The following is a 19,535-nucleotide window of genomic DNA, read 5'->3' on the forward strand; positions in this document are numbered from 1 at the left end:
CCGCCACCGTTGTTTTGGAAGTCAGGGGCGACCAAGATCATCCAACACCGCTTCATCAAAGTCAGGTCCAAGTTCGAAGGTCCACCCGCCACCCGGGGTGTCTCTTACCTCGACTCCGGCCCTTTGAAGATGGTTCCTGATTTCATCGGCCCTTTGGAAGTTCTTGGCCCGCTTCGCTTCCTGCCGATCCAGCAGCAGCGCAGCCACCCGGTCCCGCGCAGGGTGTTCACCAACAGACCCGACACCGACCCTGGCGAAGCTGCCGATCTCATCCCAGTCTGGAACGAATCCCAGCATTTCCAAGGATGCCGCGAAGGGGGCGCTTTGGACGGCAGATCCGCCAAGCGTGAAGTCATGCAAGGCGGCAATCGCCCCTGGCGTGTTCAGATCATTCGCAAGGGCATCCACAACAGCGTCGAGGGGTCGCCAGACGCCGCCATTCTTCAGCGTCTCGACCATGCTCTTGCTGTAGCCCGCCTGAACAAGCGCGAAGAACCAGTTTTCCAGGTGGCGCTCGGCTTCCTTCGCCTTGGTTTCAGTCCAGTCCATCGGCTTGCGGTAATGGGTGGACAGCATCACGAACCGGATCACCTCACCGGGCACACCCTTGTCCAGCAAGTCCCGAACCGTGAAAAAGTTGCCCAGCGACTTGGACATCTTCTTTCCCTCGACCTGCAGCATCTCGTTGTGCAGCCAGACATTGGCGAAAGAGGCCTCGGGATGGGCGCAGCAGCTTTGGGCGACCTCGTTCTCGTGGTGCGGGAATTGCAGGTCGATGCCGCCGCCGTGGATGTCGAAGCTGGGGCCCAGAAGCGCCGCCGACATGGCGGAGCATTCGATATGCCAGCCGGGGCGGCCGCGGCCCCAGGGGCTGTCCCAGCCGGGCTGGTCGGCCTCGGAGGGTTTCCACAGCACGAAATCCATCGGATCCCGCTTGAAGGGCGCCACCTCGACCCGCGCGCCGGCGATCATGTCGTCCACCGAACGGCCCGACAGGCGGCCGTATTCGGGAAAGGACCGCACGTCGAACAGCACATGGCCCTCGGCCTCGTAGGCGTTGCCGTTCGCGATCAGGGTCTCGATCATCGCGACCATCTCGACGATGTATTCGGTCGCGCGGGGCTCGTGGTCGGGACGCGCGGCGCCCAGGGCGTCCATGTCCTGGTGATACCAGGCGACGGTTTCCTCGGTGATCTCGCGGATGGTGCGGCCGGTGGCGGCGGCGCGGGCGTTGATCTTGTCGTCCACGTCGGTGAAGTTGCGGACATAGGTGACGTGATCCGCGCCATAGACATGGCGCAGCAGGCGCACCAGCACGTCGAAGACCAGCACCGGCCGGGCATTCCCCAGATGCGCGCGGTCATAGACCGTCGGCCCGCACAGGTAGAGGCGCACGTTCCCGGGGTCGATGGGCGTGAACGCCTCTTTCCTGCGGGTGCGGGTGTTCGTCAGCCGGATTTCGACCATGATGCGCCTCATTCAAACGTCGGCAGGGCTTAGCCCATCGGCACGTGGCTTTCCACCCATTCGATCTGGCGCGGCAGGCTGTGGCTGTGCAGGTCGTAGCCGTCGGTGATGGTCTGCCGCGCGGCGCGACGCAGCCGGTCGGCCTCGGGATCGCCGGCCAGCCCGCGGATCAGGGCGGCCGATAGCGCAGGGCCGTCGAAAAAGGGCACCAGGCGGCCATTCTGGCCGTCGCGGATCAGTTCGCGCACCGGCTCGGTATCCGATGCAACGACATAGCCCCCCGCCGCCATCGCCTCGGTCAGGGACCAGGACAGCACGAAGGGATAGGTCAGGTAGCAATGGACGCGCGCCAGCTGGATCAGCGACAGATAGTCGTCATAAGCCACCCGCCCAAGGAAATGCACGCGCGACAGATCCAGCCGGTCGCCCAGTTCGGCCAGCATCCGCGCCTTCCAGCTGCCGCCGTCCTTGGGCACGCTGCCATAGCTGACCCCCTCGGCCCCGACGATCACCGCTTGCGCCTGCGGGCGGGCATCCAGAACCTCGGGCAAGGCGCGCATGAAGATGTGAAAGCCGCGATAAGGTTCCAGCGAGCGGCTGACATAGGACAGAACCTCGTCCCCCGCGCGCAGCACCCGTCCGCCCGGCAGCGTCATCACGGCCTGGGGGTTGGGGCAGACCTTCGCGGTGTCGATGCCGTCATGGATCACGGTGATCTTGCCCCGCAGTTCAGGGGGAAAGCTGCCGGCCTGATAGGCGGTCGGAGAGATCGCCGCGTCCGCCTGCACGATCCCCTGGATCAGGTGGGCCGACCGGGCAATGGCCAGCATCCGCGCCTCGTCGCTGTCCTGCTGCAATTCGGGGTCGAAGCCCACGTCATGGCCGCGCGTGCGATACAGAAGCTCGGCATAGACCAGCAGCTTGGCGTCGGGCCAGATCTCGCGCAGGAACAGCGTCTCGCCCCAGCCGGTATGGCCGATGATCAGGTCGGGGGTGAAGCCGTGGCGGTCGCGCAAGGCCCGGGCCCCGCGCGCGGCTAGATAACCGCGTTCGGCATGGGTCGCATAGCTGCGGCCGAAACCGTTCACCTGGACCGCCTCGGGCGTCTTGTATCGGACGGTCGACACCGGGCTGGGCCGCTGGTTCTTTTCGTCCGTCAGCGCCAGGACCTGGTGCCCGCGCGCGGCAAGCGCCGGGGCCAAGTGGGGAAACTGACCGGGAAAGTTCTGGTGGACGAACAGGATCTTCATCGGTGGTGGTCGCGAAACGCCGCTGCCAGCAGCGCACGCGTGTAGTCCTGTTGCGGAGCGTCGAAGATCTGGGCGGTAGAGCCCTGTTCCACCACCTCGCCCGCGCGCATCACCATGATCTTGTGCGACATGGCGCGCACGACGCGAAGGTCGTGGCTGATGAACAGGAAGGCCAACCCGTATTTCTGCTGCAACCCGCGCAGAAGCCCGACGATCTGCACCTGCACCGTCATGTCAAGCGCGCTTGTCGGTTCGTCCAGAACCACGACCTTGGGCCGCAGGATCATCGCGCGGGCGATGGCGATGCGCTGGCGCTGGCCGCCGGAAAACTCGTGCGGATAGCGGTGCATCATTTCGGGGTTCAGCCCGACCTCTGCCATGATGTCGGCGACCATCTGGCGGCGGTCGCGGCCCTTTTCAACCCCGTGGACGGTCAGGCCCTCGGCGATGATCTGTTCGACCGTCATCCGGGGCGACAGGCTGCCGAAGGGATCCTGGAAGACGATCTGCATGTCGCGGCGCAGCCTTCGCAACTGGCGCGACTGCCAGCGGGCGATGTCCTGGCCCATGAACAGGATCGGCCCGTCGCTGGCGATCAGCCGCATGACAGCCAAGGCCAGCGTGGTCTTGCCAGACCCGGATTCGCCCACGACGCCCAGCGTCTCGCCCGCCCGCACGGTCAGGGTCGCGCCATTGACGGCCTTCACATGGCCGACTGTCTTGCGCAAAAGCCCCCGCTGGACCGGGAACCAGACCTTCAGATCGCGTGTCTCGACCATCACCGGCGCGTCGGGGGCCACGGGATCTGCCATGCCCTTCGGCTCGGCGGCCAGCAGCCTGCGGGTGTATTCGTGCTGCGGATTGGCGAACAGATCGGCGACCGGGCCTTGCTCGACGATCTCTCCGTCCTTCATGACGCAGACGCGGTCGGCGATCCGGCGCACGATGCCCAGGTCGTGGCTGATGAACAGCATCGACAGCCCCTCGGCCGCCTTCAGTTCCGCCAGCAGATCGAGGATCTGCGCCTGAATCGTCACATCCAGCGCGGTCGTCGGTTCGTCCGCGATCAGCAGCTCGGGACCGTTGGCAAGCGCCATGGCGATCATCACGCGCTGCCGCTGCCCGCCGGACAGCTGGTGCGGATAATCGGCCAGGCGCGACTCGGGGTCGCGGATGCCCACGCGGGTCAGCAGTTCCACGATCCGCGCGCGCGCTCGTGCGCCCGTCAGTCCCTGGTGCAGCGCCAGGCTTTCGCCAAGCTGCTTTTCCAGCGTGTGCAACGGGTTCAGCGAAGTCATCGGTTCCTGGAAGATGAAGCTGATGTCGTCGCCCCGGATGTCGCGCAGCACCTTTTCCGGCGCGTCCACCATCTCGCGGCCGGCGTATTTCACCGACCCCTCGACCACGGCGGAATCGCCCAGCAGGCGCACCGTTGACAGCGCGGTCACCGACTTGCCGGACCCGGATTCGCCCACCAGGGCCACCGTCTCGCCCTTGCCGATCTGGAAGCTGACGCCCTTGACGGCGGGCACCACCCTGCCCTCCTGGCGAAAGCTGATGCGCAGGTCCTGGACCGACAGAACGGCTTCGGTCATTTGAAGGTCTTTCGGGGGTCAAAGGCATCGCGCACGCCTTCGAAGACGAAGACCAGAAGCGACAGCATGATGGCAAAGGTGAAAAAGGCGGTGAAGGCCAGCCAGGGCGCCTGCAGGTTCTGCTTGGCCTGAAGCGCCAGTTCCCCCAGCGAGGGCGCCGATGCAGGCAAGCCATAGCCCAGGTAGTCCAGCGCGGCCAAGCCGCTGATCGTGCCGGTGACGACAAAGGGCAGCATGGTCAGCGTGGCGACCATCGCATTGGGCAGGATGTGGCGGAACATGATGGTGCGGTCGGAAACGCCCAGGGCACGGGCCGCGCGGACATATTCGAAGTTCCGCGCCCGCAGGAACTCGGCCCGGACCACGCCCACAAGCGCGGGCCAGCCGAACAGGATGGTGACGAAGACCAGCAGCCAAAAGCTGCGTCCCAGGATCGCGAACAGGATGATGATGACGTAAAGCGACGGGGTGGAGGCCCAGATCTCCAGCACCCGCTGGAACACCAGGTCGGTGCGTCCGCCGAAATAGCCCTGGATCGCCCCTGCCGCGATGCCCACGACGGATGCGACGACCGTCACGATCAGCGTGAACAGGATCGAGATGCGGAAGCCATAGATCACGCGGGCCAGCACGTCGCGGGCGGTGTCGTCCGTGCCAAGCCAATGCGTGCCGTCCGGCGCGCTTGGGGCGCTGCCCACGTTGTTAATGGTCGAATAGTGGAACGGGATCGGCGGCCAGATCATCCAGCCCTGCTCAGCCTCGGGGATATCGCTGGTGCCTGCATCCACGGCGGCGATCAGATCCTCGGGCGTGTCCCAGCAATCCTGGCTGCCGCCGGTGACGATCAGGCATTCCACGGCCGGGTCGTTATAGATCGCCTCGGTCCCGAAATCGCCGCCGAAAGCGGTTTCCGGATAGAAGTTGTAGGCAGGGAAATACAGTTCCCCGCGATAGCTTGCGACGATCGGCTTGTCGTTGGCCACCACCTCGGCGAACATCGCGATCACGAACAGGATCGAGAAGATCACCAGCGACCAGAAGGCCCGGCCATTGCGGCGGAAGTTGCGCCAGCGGCGGCGGTTGAGTTCCGAGAGCGCCATCAGCCGGCCCTCGATTCAAAGTCGATGCGCGGATCGACGAAGACATACATCATGTCCGACAGGATCCCCACCACCAGGCTGAGAAGCCCGAAGACGTAAAGCGTGCCGAAGATCACCGGATAGTCGCGCTGCACCGCGGCCTCGAAGCCCAGGCGGCCAAGGCCGTCCAGCGAAAAGACCGTCTCGATCAGGATGGAGGCGCCGAAGAAGACGCCCAGGAACACCGCCGGAAAGCCCGCGATGACGATCAGCATGGCGTTGCGGAAGACATGGCCGTAAAGGACACGCCCCTCGGTCAGGCCCTTGGCGCGGGCGGTCATCACGTATTGCTTGTTGATCTCTTCCAGAAAACTGTTTTTGGTCAATAGGGTTAGCGTGGCAAAGCTGGAAATTGTCGAGGCCACCACCGGCAGCGTCGCGTGCCAGGCATAGTCCTTGATCTTGCCCCACAGCGACAGGTCGGCGAAATTGTCGCTGGTCAGACCGCGCAGCGGGAAGATCTGCCAATAGCTGCCGCCCGCGAACAGAACCATCAGTAGCACGGCGAACAGGAAGGCCGGGATCGCATAGGCCATGATGATCACGCCCGAGGTCCAGGTGTCAAACCGCGTCCCGTCGCGAACCGCCTTGCGGATCCCCAACGGGATCGAGATCAGATAGGCCAGCAGCGTGGACCACAGGCCCAGCGTGATGGATACCGGCATCTTCTCGATCACCAGGTCGATGACGCTGATCGACCGGAACCACGATGTGCCGAAATCGAAGGTCAGGTAGTTGCCCATCATCGTCAGGAAGCGTTGAAGCGGTGGCTTGTCGAAGCCGAACTCTTTCTCGAGCTGAGCGATGAATTCGGGCGGCAGGCCGCGCGCACCCTCGTATCCCTCGACCACGCCGGTATCGGCGCCGGCGCCCCCGCCGGATATGTTGCTGAAGGCGTCGCCCGAACCCTGCACCTGCGCGGCGATCTGTTCGATGGGACCGCCCGGCACGAATTGCGTCAGTGTGAAGTTCACCACCATGATCCCGATCAGGGTCGGGATGATCAGCAGCAATCGCCGCAGGATATAGGCGCCCATCGGATTGCCCTTGCCCCTTCCGGGCCTTTGCGGCCCCTTTTCCTTTATCCCGCCCTTGTCGGGCGGGATCGCCGCGAAATCAACCCTGCCGTCAGCGGATCGCGCCCGCCGCCTTCAGTTCCGCCTCACGCACGGTGTCGGCCCACCAGAAGTCCAGCGTGCCAAGCGCATAGGGCGGCATCTGTTCGGGATGGCGATACATGTCGTAATAGGCCAGCGTGTATTCGGCCTTGAACCATTTCGGCACCCAGAAGCGCAGGCTGCGCAGCGCCCGGTCAAGCGCGTTGATGGCGGTGATGTTGTCCTCCATCGTTTCGGCCTGCTGGCCCAGTTCCAGAAGCCGGTCGATGGCCGGGTTGGCAAGGCCCATCGGGTTGAAGACGTCGTCGGCGTCCTCGGACCCGAAGACCTGGCCTGCATAGCCGCCGATGGCATAGGCCTGGCCCAGGCTGTCCTCGACCATGTCGAAATCCTTGGACCGGGTGCGCAGCTCCATCTCGGCGTTGTCGACGCGGCGGTTCACGGCGTCGATGCCGATGGCACGCAGGTTCTGGACAAAGGGGTTGAGGATGCGGTCGTTGCCCACGTCGTCGTTCAGGATCTCGATCCGCAGGACCTCTCCGGCGGCGTTGCGGCGCATCCCGTCGCTGCCCACGGCCCAGCCCGCCTCGTCCAGCAGGGCCATGGCCTGGCGCATGTTCCGGCGATCCTGCTGGCGTTCGCCCGAGGTGGGCTGGACCACCGCGTCCTCGGTCAGGATGCCTTCGGGAAGATCGGCGGCAACGGGTTCCAGCAGCGCGACCTCCTCGGGCGTGGGGGGACCGTCGGCACGGAATTCGCTGTTGTCCCAGAAGGAATTGACGCGGGTTTCCAGGCCATACAGCAGCGTCTGGTTGGTCCATTCGAAGTTGAACATCAGCCCGACCGCCTCGCGGACGCGGATGTCCTGGAACTTTTCGCGCCGCAGGTTGAACACCCAGCCGTCGCCGCTGGCGATCTGGCCGTTAGGCAGTGTCTCGCGCACCACCGCGCCCGAGGCGAGCGCCGGAAAGTCATAGCGCGTTGACCAGTGCATCGACGATGTCTCGTTGCGGAAGGTGTATTCGCCTGCCTTGAAGGCCTCGAATGCGCTGTCGAAGTCGCCGAACATCTCGTAGCGGATGCGGTCGAAGTTGAAGCGGCCCTGGTTGATCGGCAGGTCCTTGCCCCAGTAATCGGGGTTGCGCTTCACGACCAGCGTGCGGCCCATGTCGGCGCGGTCGAACATGTAGGGGCCGGACCCGATGAAGGGGGTGTTGGTGCTCTGCTCGAGATCGCGGTTGTTCTCCTCGAAATCCTTCTTCGAGAAGACGATCTGGTTGCCCATCTGCGAAATCACGTCGCGCCTGGGATAGCCTTCGGCGAAGGTGAACTTGATGCGATGGTCGTCAAGAACCTCGGCCTTGGAGATCATCTGCTGCATCGCCATCCGGAAGGACGACAGGCCCTTGTCGCGCAGGGTTTCAAAGCTGAACAGCACGTCATGGGCGGTCAGCGGCGTGCCGTCGCTGAACCTGGCCTCGGGGCGCAGGTTGAAGATCACCCAGTCCTTGCTTTCGGGATATTCCAGCGTTTCGCACAGCAGGCAGTAGTACACGCCCAGCTCGTCCGCCGGGCTGTCCATCAGCCCTTCAAGCTGGATCACCGAAAGTGCGATGGCCCGGCCGCGGTGGGTGAAGGGGTTGAAGCTGTCAAAGCCCCCCACCGCACCAAAGGAAATCTCGCCCCCCTTGGGCGCGTCGGGGTTCACGTAAGGGTAATGGGGGAAATCGGCGGGCAGCGCGGGTTCGCCGAACAACGCGATGGCATGGGTCTTGATGACGGACTCATCGCCCCCCGCCGCCTCGGCCTCTTGCAAAAAGGCGGCGCCGGCCGGGGCAAGCGAAAGGGCAGCGATCAGGGCAAGGCGACGCATGGGCGAACTCCGGCTGTGGTGTCTGCTGCACGCTAGGCAGCGCGGAGAACACGATCAAGCCGCGATTTCGTGAGGCGGGACCGCGCCTTGCCACAAAAAAAGGCGCATCCGGGGATGCGCCTTCTTGTGGACCAGGTTTGCTGTCTTACTGCTGGGTTTGCAGATAGGCGATGATGTCGGCGCGATCCTGGGGGTCCTTCAGGCCGGCGAAGGACATCTTGGTGCCGGGCACGTCGGCCTTGGGGTTGGTCAGGAACTCCTGCAAGGCCTCGGGCGTCCACTGGGGCGCCTCGGCGCGATGCTCGACCATGGCGGGGGAATAGCTGAAGCCAGCAACGGAGGCGACTTCGCGGCCGACAACGCCGTTCAGGTGCGGACCGACGCCGTCGGTGCCGTCCAGCTTGTGGCAGGCCTTGCACTTGCCGAAGTCCTTCTCGCCTGCGGCCGCATCGGCCGAAGCCAGCAGGGCTGCAAAGTCGATCTGCTCCTCGGCCGCTTCCTCGCCGCCCGCGGCCTCCTCGACGGGGATAGAATAGGCCTGGGCAACTTCCTCGCCCTCGCCGTGGTGGGTCGCGCCGACGTGATACAGCGATCCCGCCGCCCAATTGGCCAGCATCAGAAACAGCAGCGCGCCGATCAGCGCGCCTGCGGCCTTGGTCACGGTCATGGTGTTGAACATCGCGTGCGATCCCCGCATTGGTAAGCTCGTCAATTCGTGGGGTATCTATCCGCTTTCGCTTTGAGGGATCAAGGTATAGTTGACCCCGCGAGTCTTCAAAATTCGGACAGCGGCCCATGACGACCACGACCAACCGCATCGCCTTCCAGGGCGAGCCCGGCGCCTACAGCCACGAGGCCTGCCGCAAGGCCCGCCCCGACATGGAGGCCCTGCCCTGCCGCACCTTCGAGGACGTGATCGAGGCCGTGCGCAGCCATCAGGCCGACCTGGCGATGCTGCCGGTGGAAAACTCGACCTATGGCCGGGTGGCCGATATCCATCACCTGCTGCCTGAATCCGGCCTGCATATCGTGGACGAGGCCTTTGTGCGCGTCCATATCAGCCTGCTGGCCGTGCCGGGCACCCCCCTGTCCGAAGTGCGCGAGGCAATGAGCCATACGGTCCTGCTGGGCCAGTGCCGGGGCTTCATGCGCAAGCATGGCATCCGGGCCGTGACGGGCGCCGATACGGCCGGTTCCGCGAAAGAGGTCGCATTGCGCGGCCAACCGTCGCTGGCGGCATTGGCCGCCCCCCTGGCGGGCGAGATCTATGGCCTGGACAGCCTGGCCGATGAGATCGAGGATCGGCAGAACAACACCACCCGCTTCCTCATCATGTCGCGCCAGCCGGATTTCAGCCGCCGGTCCGACCGGATGCTGACCAGCTTCGTCTTCCGCGTCCGAAACATTCCTGCCGCGCTCTACAAGGCGATGGGCGGGTTTGCGACAAACGGGGTCAACATGACCAAGCTGGAAAGCTACATGGTCGACGGCGTCTTCACCGCGACGCAGTTCTATGCCGATGTCGAAGGCCATCCCGAGGATCCGGCCCTGCAGCGCGCCCTGGAGGAACTGCGCTACTTCACCTCGTCGCTGGACATGCTGGGCGTCTATCCCGCCGACCCCCTGAGAGAGGCGCAGCGCAGCGCCGACTAGGCGGCGGCGCGCAGGTGGGTCAGGAAATCGGCGATCCGCTGGTCGTATTTCCGGTCCAGTTGCGCCTTGCCCAGCTTGGCCGTCTGCAGCAGCAGTCGCGCACGCATGTTGCGGGGCCTGACCTCGGTTTCGAACAGCAGGCGCGACTTGACCCGGCTCAGGGCAACGACCGTCAGGGTGATCGACAGGTCGAACTGGTCAGAATGGCCGTCCAGCGTGATATGGGACGGCCGATCGAACCGCGTGACGTCCAGGCGGACATTGCGACGCTGGCCGCGCCAGTTGAAATCGATCATCCAGCCAAGCCCGGTGCCCGGCTCCTGCGACGGATCGATCCGTCGGACCTGTGCCCCACGGGCAACAAGGGCCCTTTCGCTGCGGACGAAATCGCTGATGATGTCGAAAAGTTCTGCCGATGATTTGTCGGTATCGACGCGGGTTGAAAATTTCATAAGGGTTTGACCATTCCAGTCACGGCCACGGCTGGGCAGCCTTGGCCTGTCAATGTCGTAATGCATGGAAGGCAATGTATTCATCCAAGTGGAAAGCATTCTACCGCCGCCTGCCGATCCGTGATCCGGGCTTTGCCATTCTGGAACTGCCCTGTCCCATTGTGCGCAAAATGCCCGCCCAAGGCAATTAAACTTCTGCTCTTGACAATCTGTGGTTGAGAAGGTGCGATCCGGCTGATTAAGCTGTTAAGGGGTCGGCGCACATTGCCCGACTCGTGGTCAGGGTTGTGCAATGCGGGACGCACCGGACGATATCGGAGAGCGCGATCCGCAGGCCCTTGCGGTGGTCAGCGTCAACCTGCGCATCCTGGCCACGACGGACATGCACATGAAGCTGCTGCCCCATGATTATCTGGCGGGCAGGCCTTGCGAGCGTGGAAGCCTTGCGCAGATCGCCTCTCTGGTCGAGCGGCACAGGACCGAGAATCCCAATACAGTGCTGGTCGACAACGGCGATTTCCTGCAGGGCACGCCCCTGGGCGAGCAGGCTGCCCGGGCGGGGGGCAAGCCGCATCCCGCGATCGCGTCCATGAACCTGATGGGCTATGACGCCGCAGCCATCGGCAATCACGACTTCGCCTTCGGGATCGAGGCGCTGCAGGCCGCGGCGCGGCAGGCCCGCTTTCCCTTTCTGGCCGCGAATCTCCGCCTGCGGGGTCGGTCCGATTTCCGGGGCTTCACGATCCTGGAAAAGACGGTGCTGACCGACAGCGGCAGGCAGGCGGTCTTGCGGATCGGGATCGTGGGCTTTCTGCCGCCCCAGACGACGGCCTGGGACAGCGACCTGTCGCGGCAGATGGCCTGCGACGACATCATGGCGACTGCCGCCCGGATCCTGCCCCGGATCTGGGCGGCAGGTGCGGATCTGGTGATTGCCCTTGCCCATAGCGGCATCTCGGACCGCCCTGCCACCGGGGGGGCCGAGAATGTGGCGGTCGACCTTGCCGCGCTTGATGGGATCGACGTGGTGGTGGCAGGACACACGCACGAGGTCTTTCCGGGCCGCATTGCCGTGACCGACCCGCGCCGGGGCCGGGCGGGCATCGATACGGCAGGCGGCAGACTGGCGGGGAAGCCTGCCGTGATGCCGGGCTTTTGCGGATCGCATCTGGGCGTGGTCGACCTGTCCCTGATCCATGACCCGCAGAATGGCTGGCGCGTCGCGGAAGCCGTTGCCCGGTGCGAGACGGTCGGGGTGGATCTGCCCCCTGCCCCCGCGATCCTGCGCAGCGTGGCCCCCGCACATCGCCAGACGCTTAGCCACCTGCGCCGGCGCATCGGCCACAGCGATGACCGCATCAGCAGCTATTTTGCCCTTGTCGGATTTGATCCGGCGCTGAGGCTGGTGAACATGGCGCAACGCTGGTTCGTGCGCAAAAGCCTGGTCGGCACGCGGCTGGCCGGCGTGCCGGTCCTGTCGGCGGCAGCCCCCTTCCGGGCAGGCGGCCGGGGCGGGCCACAGCATTACACCGACGTCGCGCCGGGCAGGCTGCGGCTGGCGAACCTGACCGACATCTATTCCTTTCCCAACCGCATCTGCGCCTTGACCCTGACCGGTGCGGACCTGCGCGACTGGCTTGAACGCTCGGCCAGCCTGTTCCGGCAAATCCGTCCGGGCCTGCCTGACCAGCCGCTGACCGATCCGGGTTTCCCCGCATACCAGTTCGACGTGATCCAGGACGTGAACTGGCGGATCGATCTTTCCCGCCCTCCGGGCTACGGTCCCGACGGCAGCCGGACGGGCAGCAGCCGGGTCCGCGACCTTTCCTGGCGCGGGGCGCCAGTGCGGGCCGAGGACCGGTTCGTGCTGGCCACCAACTCTTATCGACTGGCCGCCTGCGGGCTGTTCGCGCCGCTCACTGCCGGCACCACTGTCGTGCTGGAACCGGGTCCCCAGACGCGGGACGTGATCCGCAACTACCTGCGGCAGCGCCGGCGGCTGTCCCTGGATGCCGCGCCAGGCTGGCGCTTCCAGCCGATGCCCGGCACCTCGACCCTGTTCGAGACCGGTCCGCAGGGACTGTCCCTTCTGCCCCAGGTCGCGGAACGCTGCGGCTTGCGGATGGAGCATCTGGGCCAGACCGACCAGGATTTCGCCCTGGTCCGCCTTCATCTTTGACGGGTTGCATCGGGCGCGGCGGCAGACTATCTAACCGCTCGAGAGGTTGGCGCGGGCAGGCGCCTCGCCAACCCGGTCAGGTCCGGAAGGAAGCAGCCGTAACGAGCCCCGCTTGGGTCGTTGTCCAACCTCTCACCCTTCCACCTTCGATATGAGCATGACCGGAAGGCGGCAGCGTTCTCGTTGCTGGTGAAGGCGCAGAGGGTCTGCGGTTCATCAAAGGTTGAAAACGCGCGTCTTATCCATGCTGCGGGGTCGGTTAGCCGCGGCGCCAGAAACACGCGACGCCCTTGCTTTGCCGTAGCTGCATCTGGGCTTTGTCAACCGGGGCATCACGACAGCAACGCCCCGGCCGGTCAGATCAAACCTTCACGTAGTTCCGCCACGGATGCGCTTCACGAAATCCCAGCACTTCGCGGATCTTGCGATTGGAAAGCGGAGCTTCGTCCTTGCCCATCGGCCGGGTGATTGGCGTATTCGGCGCGTATTTCGCCAAGAACTCTGCCGTCGGCATGGTGGCGGTGATGGTGTCATTCACGGCGTTGAACACCTGATAGCCCAGCCCGTCCTTTTGCAGGCAAAGATGCACGATCTCGCCCAGATCGCGTGCGTCGATATAGCTCCATGCGTTGCGCTTGCGGCTCATCGGGTCGGCCAGGTAGCCGGGGAAGTTGGCGTATTCATGCGGTTCGATGACGTTGCCGATCCGCAGGCCGTAGACATCGGCACCGTAGCGCATCGCGAAGGCACGGCCGGTCTTTTCGTTCACCACCTTCGACAGGCCATAGCTGTCCATCGGATCGATGTCGTAATCTTCCTCCAGCGGGAAGGAATGATAATCCTTGTCACCTTCGGCAAAGCAGACGCCGTAGGTGGTTTCCGAACTGGCAAAGATCACCTTGCGCACGCCCAGCTTCATCGCCGCTTCCAGCACGTTGTAGGTGCCCACGGTGTTCTGCGCGAATGTGGTATTGTCCGGGTTGATCATCACGCGCGGCACGGCCGCGAAATGCACGACGGCGTCGGGGGCCTTCGGCGGCGCGCCGTCATCAAACCCATCAAAGCCGAAATGGGTGGTGAGGGCGTTGAAGACCTGGCCGCTGTCGGTGATGTCGGCGATCAGCGTGTTCACCCCCGGAAGGTCGAGCGGCTTGAGATCGACGTTCAGGATCTTGTAGCCCTTCGCCAGCAGATGGGGCACGGCATGGCGACCGGCCTTGCCGGTGCCGCCAGTGAAGATGATGCGTTTGGTCATGATGCTTTCCGATTCCCTTGATCCGTTCCATTGTCCTGCTTGATCCGTCGCGACCAGCGTCACCCGGTCCCTAAGGGGCATTCGCGCAAGAAAACGCCCTGGTGATGCGCCCGTCTTCCAGCACCACCACCCGGCCGCCAACAGCAAGCACTTCCAGCAAATCCGACGGCACTACAAGGATCGACATGCTGTTTGCGTTGCTGCAGGATCATGCGCTGCGCTTGCCGACGCCCGACCAGATCGCCGATCCGCGCTGCCGCATCAATGTTTTTGACACACCCGGAGAATGACTATGACGCAAGAAAAGGTTGGTTTTGTCGGACTTGGCCTGATGGGCCACGGCATGGCAAAGAACATCGTCGAAAAGGGCTATCCGCTGACTGTCGTGGCGCACCGCAAACGCGCAGCGGTCGATGATCTGGTGTCGCGTGGTGCCGTCGAAGCTGCATCGCTTGAAGACCTTGCGCGCAATTGCACCGTGATTTTCATGTGCCTGACCGGCTCGCCCGAGGTTGCGGCCGCGGTGGCGGCACTGAAGCCCGGTCTGGCACCGGGTGCGGCGGTGGTGGATTGCTCAACCTCTGACCCGACCGTCACTCTGCGCCTGGCGGCGGAACTGGCCGAGATCCGCGTGGATTTCATCGACGCGCCCCTGTCGCGCACCCCGAAAGAGGCTTGGGCCGGAACGCTTGATTGCATGGTGGGGGCCAGCGACACCGCCTTTGCGCGGGTGCAGCCGATCATCGCCACCTGGGCTGGCAAGATCGTGCATGTGGGCGCGGTTGGCGATGGCCACAAGATGAAGCTTTTGAACAACTTCCTGTCCCTGGGCTATGCCGCGCTTTATTCCGAGGCGCTGGCCCTGTCGCGCAAAGTCGGCATTCCAGTGGCCGAATTCGACAAGGTCATCCGGGGCGGCCGGATGGATTGCGGCTTTTACCAGACGTTCATGGATTATGCGCTGCATGGCAACCGCGAGGCGCACAAGTTCACCTTGGGAAATGCCTACAAGGACATGCGCTATGTCGAATCCATGGCAAACGGTTCCGTGGTCGCCACGCCCATGGCCAGCGCCGTGAAGAACTCCTTTGCGCTGGCGATGGCTACAGGGGGCGACGGCCCGGAAGACTATGTGCCGCATCTGTCTGACTTCGTTGCCAAAGCCAACGGTCTTTGAATGCCACCCGCGCCCCCATTATCCTTGTGGTGGGGGCGTCATGGACGCTGGCGCGTCGAAACATCGCGCGCCGACGCGCTGCTTTCGCTTTGCCATCAGGTGCTTCAGTGAGAACAGCGCCTTGGTGGTCCGAAGGTGTTGAGGATGCTTGCCTGACAGCGAGATCTCTTTTCCCTGTTCCGCAGGCCTAAGGCGGCAGGATTGCAGGAAACCGCATCGCCTAGTCCTTGTAAGGGTCGAACTCATCCCCTCCGGCCATGCAGACGATCAGCGGCCTGAGCATGTGGATGATTTTGACGGTGCTGCCATGGTGGGCAAGCACATCGCCAAGCTTCTTGTAGACTTCCGGCGCCTCATCGGCCCCGGCGCCGCGCAGATGCGTTCCTGCCTGGGCGATCCTGAGCCGCACCGCCTCGAAATCCACCGCGCCCCCTTCGGTATACCACTGGGTGATCTTCTTCATCTTGCCGTTGGGCTGCTTCTCTTCGACAACGCGCTTGCGCCGCTTGCCAGCGGCCTTTGTCCGCGACATGATCCGGCCCGCACCATGGATGGTCGAGTAGAAGGCCACCCGCGAAAGATCGCTGTCCACGCCTTCGACGATGACCGAGACATCGCCCATCGAGGATCCGATGAAGCTGCGCTGTCCCGGGAAAGCCGGTGTGGCGCCTTTCCGGACGACCCAAAAACTCTCTCCGCCATGGGTCTCGTGCCAGGCGAAGTTGTGGTGGTTGTGCACTTCCTCGATGATCGTGCCGCCCAGGATGCCGACCACCGTCTCGCAGACCCAGTCGCGACCGGCATAGGCATAATCGCCGGCCAGCCGCATCGCCCTGATGTAGTCGCGCCCGTGACGGCTATCGGTTTCCAGCGTATGCGGCGTCTCGTCCACGATGTTCGGATTGTCGCCGGCACGCTTCATGAAATGCGTGGCGATGGCGTGCCCCAACCCGCGCGAGCCGAAATGCGCCCCGACCCAGATGCGATCGGCCTCGTCGGCAAAGACGTCAACGTAATGGTTGCCCGAGCCGATCGTCCCCAGCTGTTCCAGTGCCTTTTTCTTGAGATCAGGATGGCTTCTGAGGAACCCGACCTCATCCCAGGCCGGATCCTCGAAAACATGGTGAACGACAGGTGTGGCGTTCTTGCGTCCGACGCCGAAGGAAAGGCTTGCAAAGATCTGGTCGGCGAGGCTCGACAGGCGGCCTTCGATGTCCCCCAGTCTGAGGTTCGTCAAGACAGCCTTGTTCCCGCAGGCAATGTCGAAGCCCACACCGGCAGGGGGAACCTTGTCCTTGTAGACCGCGACGCCGCCGACAGGCATCCCGTAGCCCTTGTGGTTGTCTGCCATCAGCAGCATCGCCTCAGCCTCGACGGCGCAACGCTCGGCCTGTGCCAGCGTTGCCTTGTCCGCCTCACCGAAAACCCTGACGGTCATGCCTGCCGCTCCTGCCGTGGTGCTGGTGTTTCAGCGTTCTCAGGAGGTGTCCGGTTCCAGAACCCGCGACAAGCACCGCTTTTGGTGCCAGTATCCTGGCGCGGCAAGGGGCCGGGGATCGGCAACGGTCATCAGTCCCCCGTATGGGCCAGTGCCGGCCGGGACAGCCAGCCCTCCCATCCCTCCACGCGGACCTTCTGCCAATCCTCCACCGCGTAAGGAAGCGGTCGGATGCCGCATTGCGTGTTCGGAAACTCGGCCAGAACGCGTGATTTCTCTGACGGCCATGCGCGAAGGCTCCGCCCGTCGCGGTTCGCCGCCGCCGTGAAGCAGAACTCCGCCTCGGGCAGTGCCGCGATATAATGCCGATGCACCCAGCCGGCATGATGTCCGTCCTCGACCGGACACCACGAGCCCTCGCAGGCAGCAGTCACCATGACCCCGCAAGAGCCATAGGCAAGACGGTCGCGGATTGCGGCACCCGCAACCGGTTCGGCCCTGAGGTTCAGCCGGTCGTCGGCGCGGACGTTCACGACGCAATGCTCTGCGCCCTTTACGACAGGGTCCGCGGCCGATGGCGTGGCGGTGGCGGTGGCGGTGGCGAAAGAAAGAACAAGAGCGGCGAGCGGCAGGGCAAGTCTAAGCATGGTTGGCCTCGTGCAGTGGGAACCCGAGCTTCTCGACCCGAGCACAGGCATCGTCAAGCCGCTGGCCCAGCGAATCCTTGTCATTGCCGGCGCGACAGGCGGCCTCGGCCTGGCTTCGACACATGAAGCCAACAAGCAGCGCTGCGATACGTGCGGCAAATGTGGCCCAGAAAGCAGGTATGGGTGAATAGCCGAGACCGCCCGTCGCGGGTGCCGGGGGCGGCGCCATCATCAACCCGGGCCTTGTGCCGCCGGACCGGGGGTTCATGGACAGGGCGCCTGCTGCGTCACCTGGCCCCAATAAACCCAGTCATGTCCCCATTTCCTAATCTCGAACGCCTGGCTTTTGACAACGGATTGCACAGGTGTCGCGCAGGTTAATACTAAAGATGCAGACAGAAAAATGATTGTCGTCAAGTCTCTGAATGCAGTTACACTGATCGCGGGGAACAATACAAAATCAGGGAGGATAGAATGCCAGCCAAGGAAAGCCGGGCGAAGGTCAACCGCCGTTCATTCCTGAAAACGGGCGTCATCGGCGGAGGCGCAGCCGCGACAGGCTCGCTTCTCGCGGCGCCGGCAGTGCTTGCCCAAGCGCCGCTTGTCATGAAGATGCAGACGTCCTGGCCCGCGTCCGACATCTGGCAGACGATGGCCCAACATTACGTCGAGCGTGTCGAGGCGATGTCCGGCGGCCGGCTGAAGATCGACCTGCTGCCCGCAGGCGCCGTGGTCGGCGCTTTCCAGGTGATCGACGCCGTGAACGATGGCGTGCTGGATGCGAGCCATTCGGTGTCCGCCTATTGGTATGGCAAGAACAAGGCGGCATCGCTGTTCGGCACGGGCCCTATGTTCGGCGGGTCGCCCACCACGATGCTGTCCTGGTTCTACGCCGGCGGCGGAGAGGAGTTCTTCCGCGAGCTTCTGCAGGATGTGATGGGCATGAACGTGGTCGGGCTGATGGCCTTCCCGATGCCCGCGCAGCCCTTCGGCTGGTTCAAGAACGAGGTCACGGCCCTGTCCGACATCCAGGGCATGAAATACCGCACGGTGGGCCTTGCCGCGGATGTCATGCAGTCGATGGGGATGTCGGTGGCGCAGTTGCCCGGCGGCGAAATCGTCCCGGCAATGGAACGCGGCGTGATCGACGCCTTCGAGTTCAACAACCCGTCCTCGGACATGCGCTTTGGCGCGCAGGACGTGGCGAAGAACTATTACCTCGCCTCGTATCACCAGGCGCAGGAAACCTTCGAGTTCCTGTTCAACCGCGACTTCCTCGAGGATCTGGAACCCGACCTCCAGGCGATCCTGCGCCATGGGGTCGAGGCCGTCTCGACCGCGAACACCGCCTTTGCCTTGGACAACTATTCATCGGACCTGCAAAAGCTGACGGCTGAAAACGGCGTGGTCGTTCACCGGACCCCTGCCGATGTCCAGCAGGCGCAGATCGATGCCTGGGACCAGTTGATCCCGCAACTGGAATCCGACGACCTGATGAAGCGGATCCTGGACAGCCAGCGTCAATGGGTCGAACGCGTGACCTATTACGAGCTGATGAACGCCCCAGATTACACCCGCGCCTACCAGCACTACTTCCCGAACAAGATCAGCCTCTGACACATCCGGCGGGGCAGTGGCTGCCCCGCCCCTGAACGGGAACAGTCCAGATGCTGCGCTACATAGACTTTGCCGACCGACTGTCCGGCTGGTTCGGCAAATCCTTCGGCTGGCTCGTCATGCTGATGACAATCGGCATGAGCTACGAGGTCATCGTCCGATATCTGTTCAACAGCCCGACCCCCTGGGCCTATGAACTGTCCTACATGATGTATGGCACGCTGTTCATGGTGGGCGGCGCCTACACTTTGTCGCGCGGCGGCCATGTGCGGGGTGACTTCGTCTACCGGCTGTGGCCCGTGCGCGTCCAGGGTGCCCTGGACCTGGTCCTGTATATCCTTTTCTTCTTTCCCGGCATCACCGCGCTGATCTTTGCCGGGTGGAAATATGCCTCGCGCTCGATCGGATACGGTGAGGTCAGCTCCTCCAGTCCGGCGGGCATTCCCATCTATCAGTTCAAGACGATCCTTGTTCTGGCAGGCGTCCTGCTGTTCCTGCAGGGCATTGCGCAGGTCTTCCGCTGCATCATCGCGATCCGCACCGGCGTCTGGCTGGAACCCGCACCCGATGTCCAGGAAACCGAAGTCCTGCTTGCCCAAGAGCATGGCGAGGAAATCCTGCACCACCCCGACCACATCGACCCGCCGCAGGGCGGAGCGGTTCGCTGACAGGAGA

General features: G+C 64.0%; 17 protein-coding genes and 1 other RNA gene. 6 read left to right on the forward strand and 12 right to left on the reverse strand.

Annotated elements, in window-relative coordinates:
* Positions 1 to 21: 21 nt before the first annotated feature.
* The 7 genes from cysS to FIU66_RS08315 all read right to left on the reverse strand — a co-directional run bounded on the left by cysS (position 22) and on the right by FIU66_RS08315 (position 9,121).
* A complete protein-coding gene (gene cysS, locus FIU66_RS08285) occupies positions 22 to 1,467 on the reverse strand; it encodes a cysteine--tRNA ligase (RefSeq protein WP_167623438.1) in 1,446 nt (481 codons plus the stop codon).
* Between the two features lie 29 nt (positions 1,468 to 1,496).
* The gene (locus tag FIU66_RS08290) at positions 1,497 to 2,717 is read right to left on the reverse strand and encodes a glycosyltransferase (protein ID WP_167622263.1); all 1,221 of its coding nucleotides are present in this window, start codon (positions 2,715 to 2,717) and stop codon (positions 1,497 to 1,499) included.
* On the reverse strand, positions 2,714 to 4,312 hold the full coding sequence (locus tag FIU66_RS08295) for an ABC transporter ATP-binding protein (protein ID WP_167622264.1): 1,599 nt from the start codon (positions 4,310 to 4,312) through the stop codon (positions 2,714 to 2,716). Before FIU66_RS08295 ends, FIU66_RS08290 begins: the two co-directional genes overlap by 4 nt.
* Positions 4,309 to 5,412, reverse strand: coding sequence for an ABC transporter permease (locus tag FIU66_RS08300; RefSeq protein ID WP_167622265.1), 1,104 nt, complete (start codon positions 5,410 to 5,412; stop codon positions 4,309 to 4,311). Before FIU66_RS08300 ends, FIU66_RS08295 begins: the two co-directional genes overlap by 4 nt.
* Positions 5,412 to 6,488: a microcin C ABC transporter permease YejB gene (locus FIU66_RS08305; protein ID WP_167622267.1), complete on the reverse strand. Its 1,077-nt coding sequence runs from the start codon at positions 6,486 to 6,488 to the stop codon at positions 5,412 to 5,414. The genes FIU66_RS08300 and FIU66_RS08305 overlap by 1 nt, the downstream gene beginning before the upstream one ends.
* Before the next feature lie 91 nt (positions 6,489 to 6,579).
* On the reverse strand, positions 6,580 to 8,442 hold the full coding sequence (locus FIU66_RS08310; protein WP_167622268.1) for an extracellular solute-binding protein: 1,863 nt from the start codon (positions 8,440 to 8,442) through the stop codon (positions 6,580 to 6,582).
* A gap of 145 nt (positions 8,443 to 8,587) precedes the next feature.
* Positions 8,588 to 9,121 (reverse strand): cytochrome c family protein, encoded by a 534-nt coding sequence (locus tag FIU66_RS08315; protein ID WP_167623439.1) that lies wholly within the window; start codon positions 9,119 to 9,121, stop codon positions 8,588 to 8,590.
* Positions 9,122 to 9,237: 116 nt separating this feature from the next.
* Between FIU66_RS08315 and FIU66_RS08320 the strand changes: the two genes are divergently transcribed.
* Positions 9,238 to 10,095, forward strand: coding sequence for a prephenate dehydratase (locus tag FIU66_RS08320; RefSeq protein ID WP_167622269.1), 858 nt, complete (start codon positions 9,238 to 9,240; stop codon positions 10,093 to 10,095).
* Here the strand turns inward: FIU66_RS08320 and FIU66_RS08325 are convergent.
* Positions 10,092 to 10,547, reverse strand: a complete 456-nt coding sequence (locus tag FIU66_RS08325) for a hypothetical protein (RefSeq protein WP_167622271.1) — start codon at positions 10,545 to 10,547, stop codon at positions 10,092 to 10,094. The two genes, FIU66_RS08320 and FIU66_RS08325, sit on opposite strands and share 4 nt — an antisense overlap.
* 292 nt (positions 10,548 to 10,839) lie before the next feature.
* Between FIU66_RS08325 and FIU66_RS08330 the strand changes: the two genes are divergently transcribed.
* Positions 10,840 to 12,726, forward strand: coding sequence for a bifunctional 2',3'-cyclic-nucleotide 2'-phosphodiesterase/3'-nucleotidase (locus FIU66_RS08330; protein WP_167622272.1), 1,887 nt, complete (start codon positions 10,840 to 10,842; stop codon positions 12,724 to 12,726).
* 39 nt (positions 12,727 to 12,765) lie between these two features.
* Positions 12,766 to 12,864: signal recognition particle sRNA small type (gene ffs / locus FIU66_RS08335), an RNA gene on the forward strand.
* Positions 12,865 to 13,087: 223 nt separating this feature from the next.
* Here ffs and FIU66_RS08340 read toward each other — a convergent pair.
* On the reverse strand, positions 13,088 to 13,981 hold the full coding sequence (locus FIU66_RS08340) for an NAD(P)-dependent oxidoreductase (protein ID WP_191311721.1): 894 nt from the start codon (positions 13,979 to 13,981) through the stop codon (positions 13,088 to 13,090).
* A gap of 286 nt (positions 13,982 to 14,267) precedes the next feature.
* Here FIU66_RS08340 and FIU66_RS08345 point away from each other — a divergent pair, with 286 nt between their 5' ends.
* Positions 14,268 to 15,158: an NAD(P)-dependent oxidoreductase gene (locus FIU66_RS08345; protein ID WP_240544640.1), complete on the forward strand. Its 891-nt coding sequence runs from the start codon at positions 14,268 to 14,270 to the stop codon at positions 15,156 to 15,158.
* Between the two features lie 220 nt (positions 15,159 to 15,378).
* On the opposite strand, the gene FIU66_RS08350 is transcribed toward FIU66_RS08345, so the two are convergent.
* From FIU66_RS08350 to FIU66_RS08360, 3 genes are all read right to left on the reverse strand, one after another.
* A complete protein-coding gene (locus FIU66_RS08350; RefSeq protein WP_167622274.1) occupies positions 15,379 to 16,596 on the reverse strand; it encodes an RtcB family protein in 1,218 nt (405 codons plus the stop codon).
* 131 nt (positions 16,597 to 16,727) lie between these two features.
* On the reverse strand, positions 16,728 to 17,243 hold the full coding sequence (locus FIU66_RS08355) for an SH3 domain-containing protein (RefSeq protein WP_167622275.1): 516 nt from the start codon (positions 17,241 to 17,243) through the stop codon (positions 16,728 to 16,730).
* A complete protein-coding gene (locus FIU66_RS08360) occupies positions 17,236 to 17,475 on the reverse strand; it encodes a hypothetical protein (protein WP_167622276.1) in 240 nt (79 codons plus the stop codon). The genes FIU66_RS08355 and FIU66_RS08360 overlap by 8 nt, the downstream gene beginning before the upstream one ends.
* A 242-nt stretch (positions 17,476 to 17,717) precedes the next feature.
* On the opposite strand from FIU66_RS08360, the gene FIU66_RS08365 reads away from it, so the two are divergent.
* Positions 17,718 to 18,860, forward strand: a complete 1,143-nt coding sequence (locus tag FIU66_RS08365; protein ID WP_167622278.1) for a TRAP transporter substrate-binding protein — start codon at positions 17,718 to 17,720, stop codon at positions 18,858 to 18,860.
* A gap of 50 nt (positions 18,861 to 18,910) precedes the next feature.
* Positions 18,911 to 19,528: a TRAP transporter small permease subunit gene (locus FIU66_RS08370; RefSeq protein WP_167622280.1), complete on the forward strand. Its 618-nt coding sequence runs from the start codon at positions 18,911 to 18,913 to the stop codon at positions 19,526 to 19,528.
* The last annotated feature ends 7 nt before the right edge of the window (positions 19,529 to 19,535 follow it).

The sequence above is a fragment of the Paracoccus sp. AK26 genome, assembly GCF_011801365.1.
GTDB lineage: Bacteria > Pseudomonadota > Alphaproteobacteria > Rhodobacterales > Rhodobacteraceae > Paracoccus > Paracoccus aerius.

Excerpts from the sequence above, each read along its gene's own strand:
- cysS (WP_167623438.1), bottom strand. The coding sequence starts at position 1,467 with ATGGTCGAAATCCGGCTGACGAACACCCGCACCCGCAGGAAAGAGGCG.
- FIU66_RS08290 (WP_167622263.1), bottom strand. The coding sequence starts at position 2,717 with ATGAAGATCCTGTTCGTCCACCAGAACTTTCCCGGTCAGTTTCCCCAC.
- FIU66_RS08295 (WP_167622264.1), bottom strand. The coding sequence starts at position 4,312 with ATGACCGAAGCCGTTCTGTCGGTCCAGGACCTGCGCATCAGCTTTCGC.
- FIU66_RS08300 (WP_167622265.1), bottom strand. The coding sequence starts at position 5,412 with ATGGCGCTCTCGGAACTCAACCGCCGCCGCTGGCGCAACTTCCGCCGC.
- FIU66_RS08305 (WP_167622267.1), bottom strand. The coding sequence starts at position 6,488 with ATGGGCGCCTATATCCTGCGGCGATTGCTGCTGATCATCCCGACCCTG.
- FIU66_RS08310 (WP_167622268.1), bottom strand. The coding sequence starts at position 8,442 with ATGCGTCGCCTTGCCCTGATCGCTGCCCTTTCGCTTGCCCCGGCCGGC.
- FIU66_RS08315 (WP_167623439.1), bottom strand. The coding sequence starts at position 9,121 with ATGTTCAACACCATGACCGTGACCAAGGCCGCAGGCGCGCTGATCGGC.
- FIU66_RS08320 (WP_167622269.1), top strand. The coding sequence starts at position 9,238 with ATGACGACCACGACCAACCGCATCGCCTTCCAGGGCGAGCCCGGCGCC.
- FIU66_RS08325 (WP_167622271.1), bottom strand. The coding sequence starts at position 10,547 with ATGAAATTTTCAACCCGCGTCGATACCGACAAATCATCGGCAGAACTT.
- FIU66_RS08330 (WP_167622272.1), top strand. The coding sequence starts at position 10,840 with ATGCGGGACGCACCGGACGATATCGGAGAGCGCGATCCGCAGGCCCTT.
- FIU66_RS08340 (WP_191311721.1), bottom strand. The coding sequence starts at position 13,981 with ATGACCAAACGCATCATCTTCACTGGCGGCACCGGCAAGGCCGGTCGC.
- FIU66_RS08345 (WP_240544640.1), top strand. The coding sequence starts at position 14,268 with ATGACTATGACGCAAGAAAAGGTTGGTTTTGTCGGACTTGGCCTGATG.
- FIU66_RS08350 (WP_167622274.1), bottom strand. The coding sequence starts at position 16,596 with ATGACCGTCAGGGTTTTCGGTGAGGCGGACAAGGCAACGCTGGCACAG.
- FIU66_RS08355 (WP_167622275.1), bottom strand. The coding sequence starts at position 17,243 with ATGCTTAGACTTGCCCTGCCGCTCGCCGCTCTTGTTCTTTCTTTCGCC.
- FIU66_RS08360 (WP_167622276.1), bottom strand. The coding sequence starts at position 17,475 with ATGATGGCGCCGCCCCCGGCACCCGCGACGGGCGGTCTCGGCTATTCA.
- FIU66_RS08365 (WP_167622278.1), top strand. The coding sequence starts at position 17,718 with ATGCCAGCCAAGGAAAGCCGGGCGAAGGTCAACCGCCGTTCATTCCTG.
- FIU66_RS08370 (WP_167622280.1), top strand. The coding sequence starts at position 18,911 with ATGCTGCGCTACATAGACTTTGCCGACCGACTGTCCGGCTGGTTCGGC.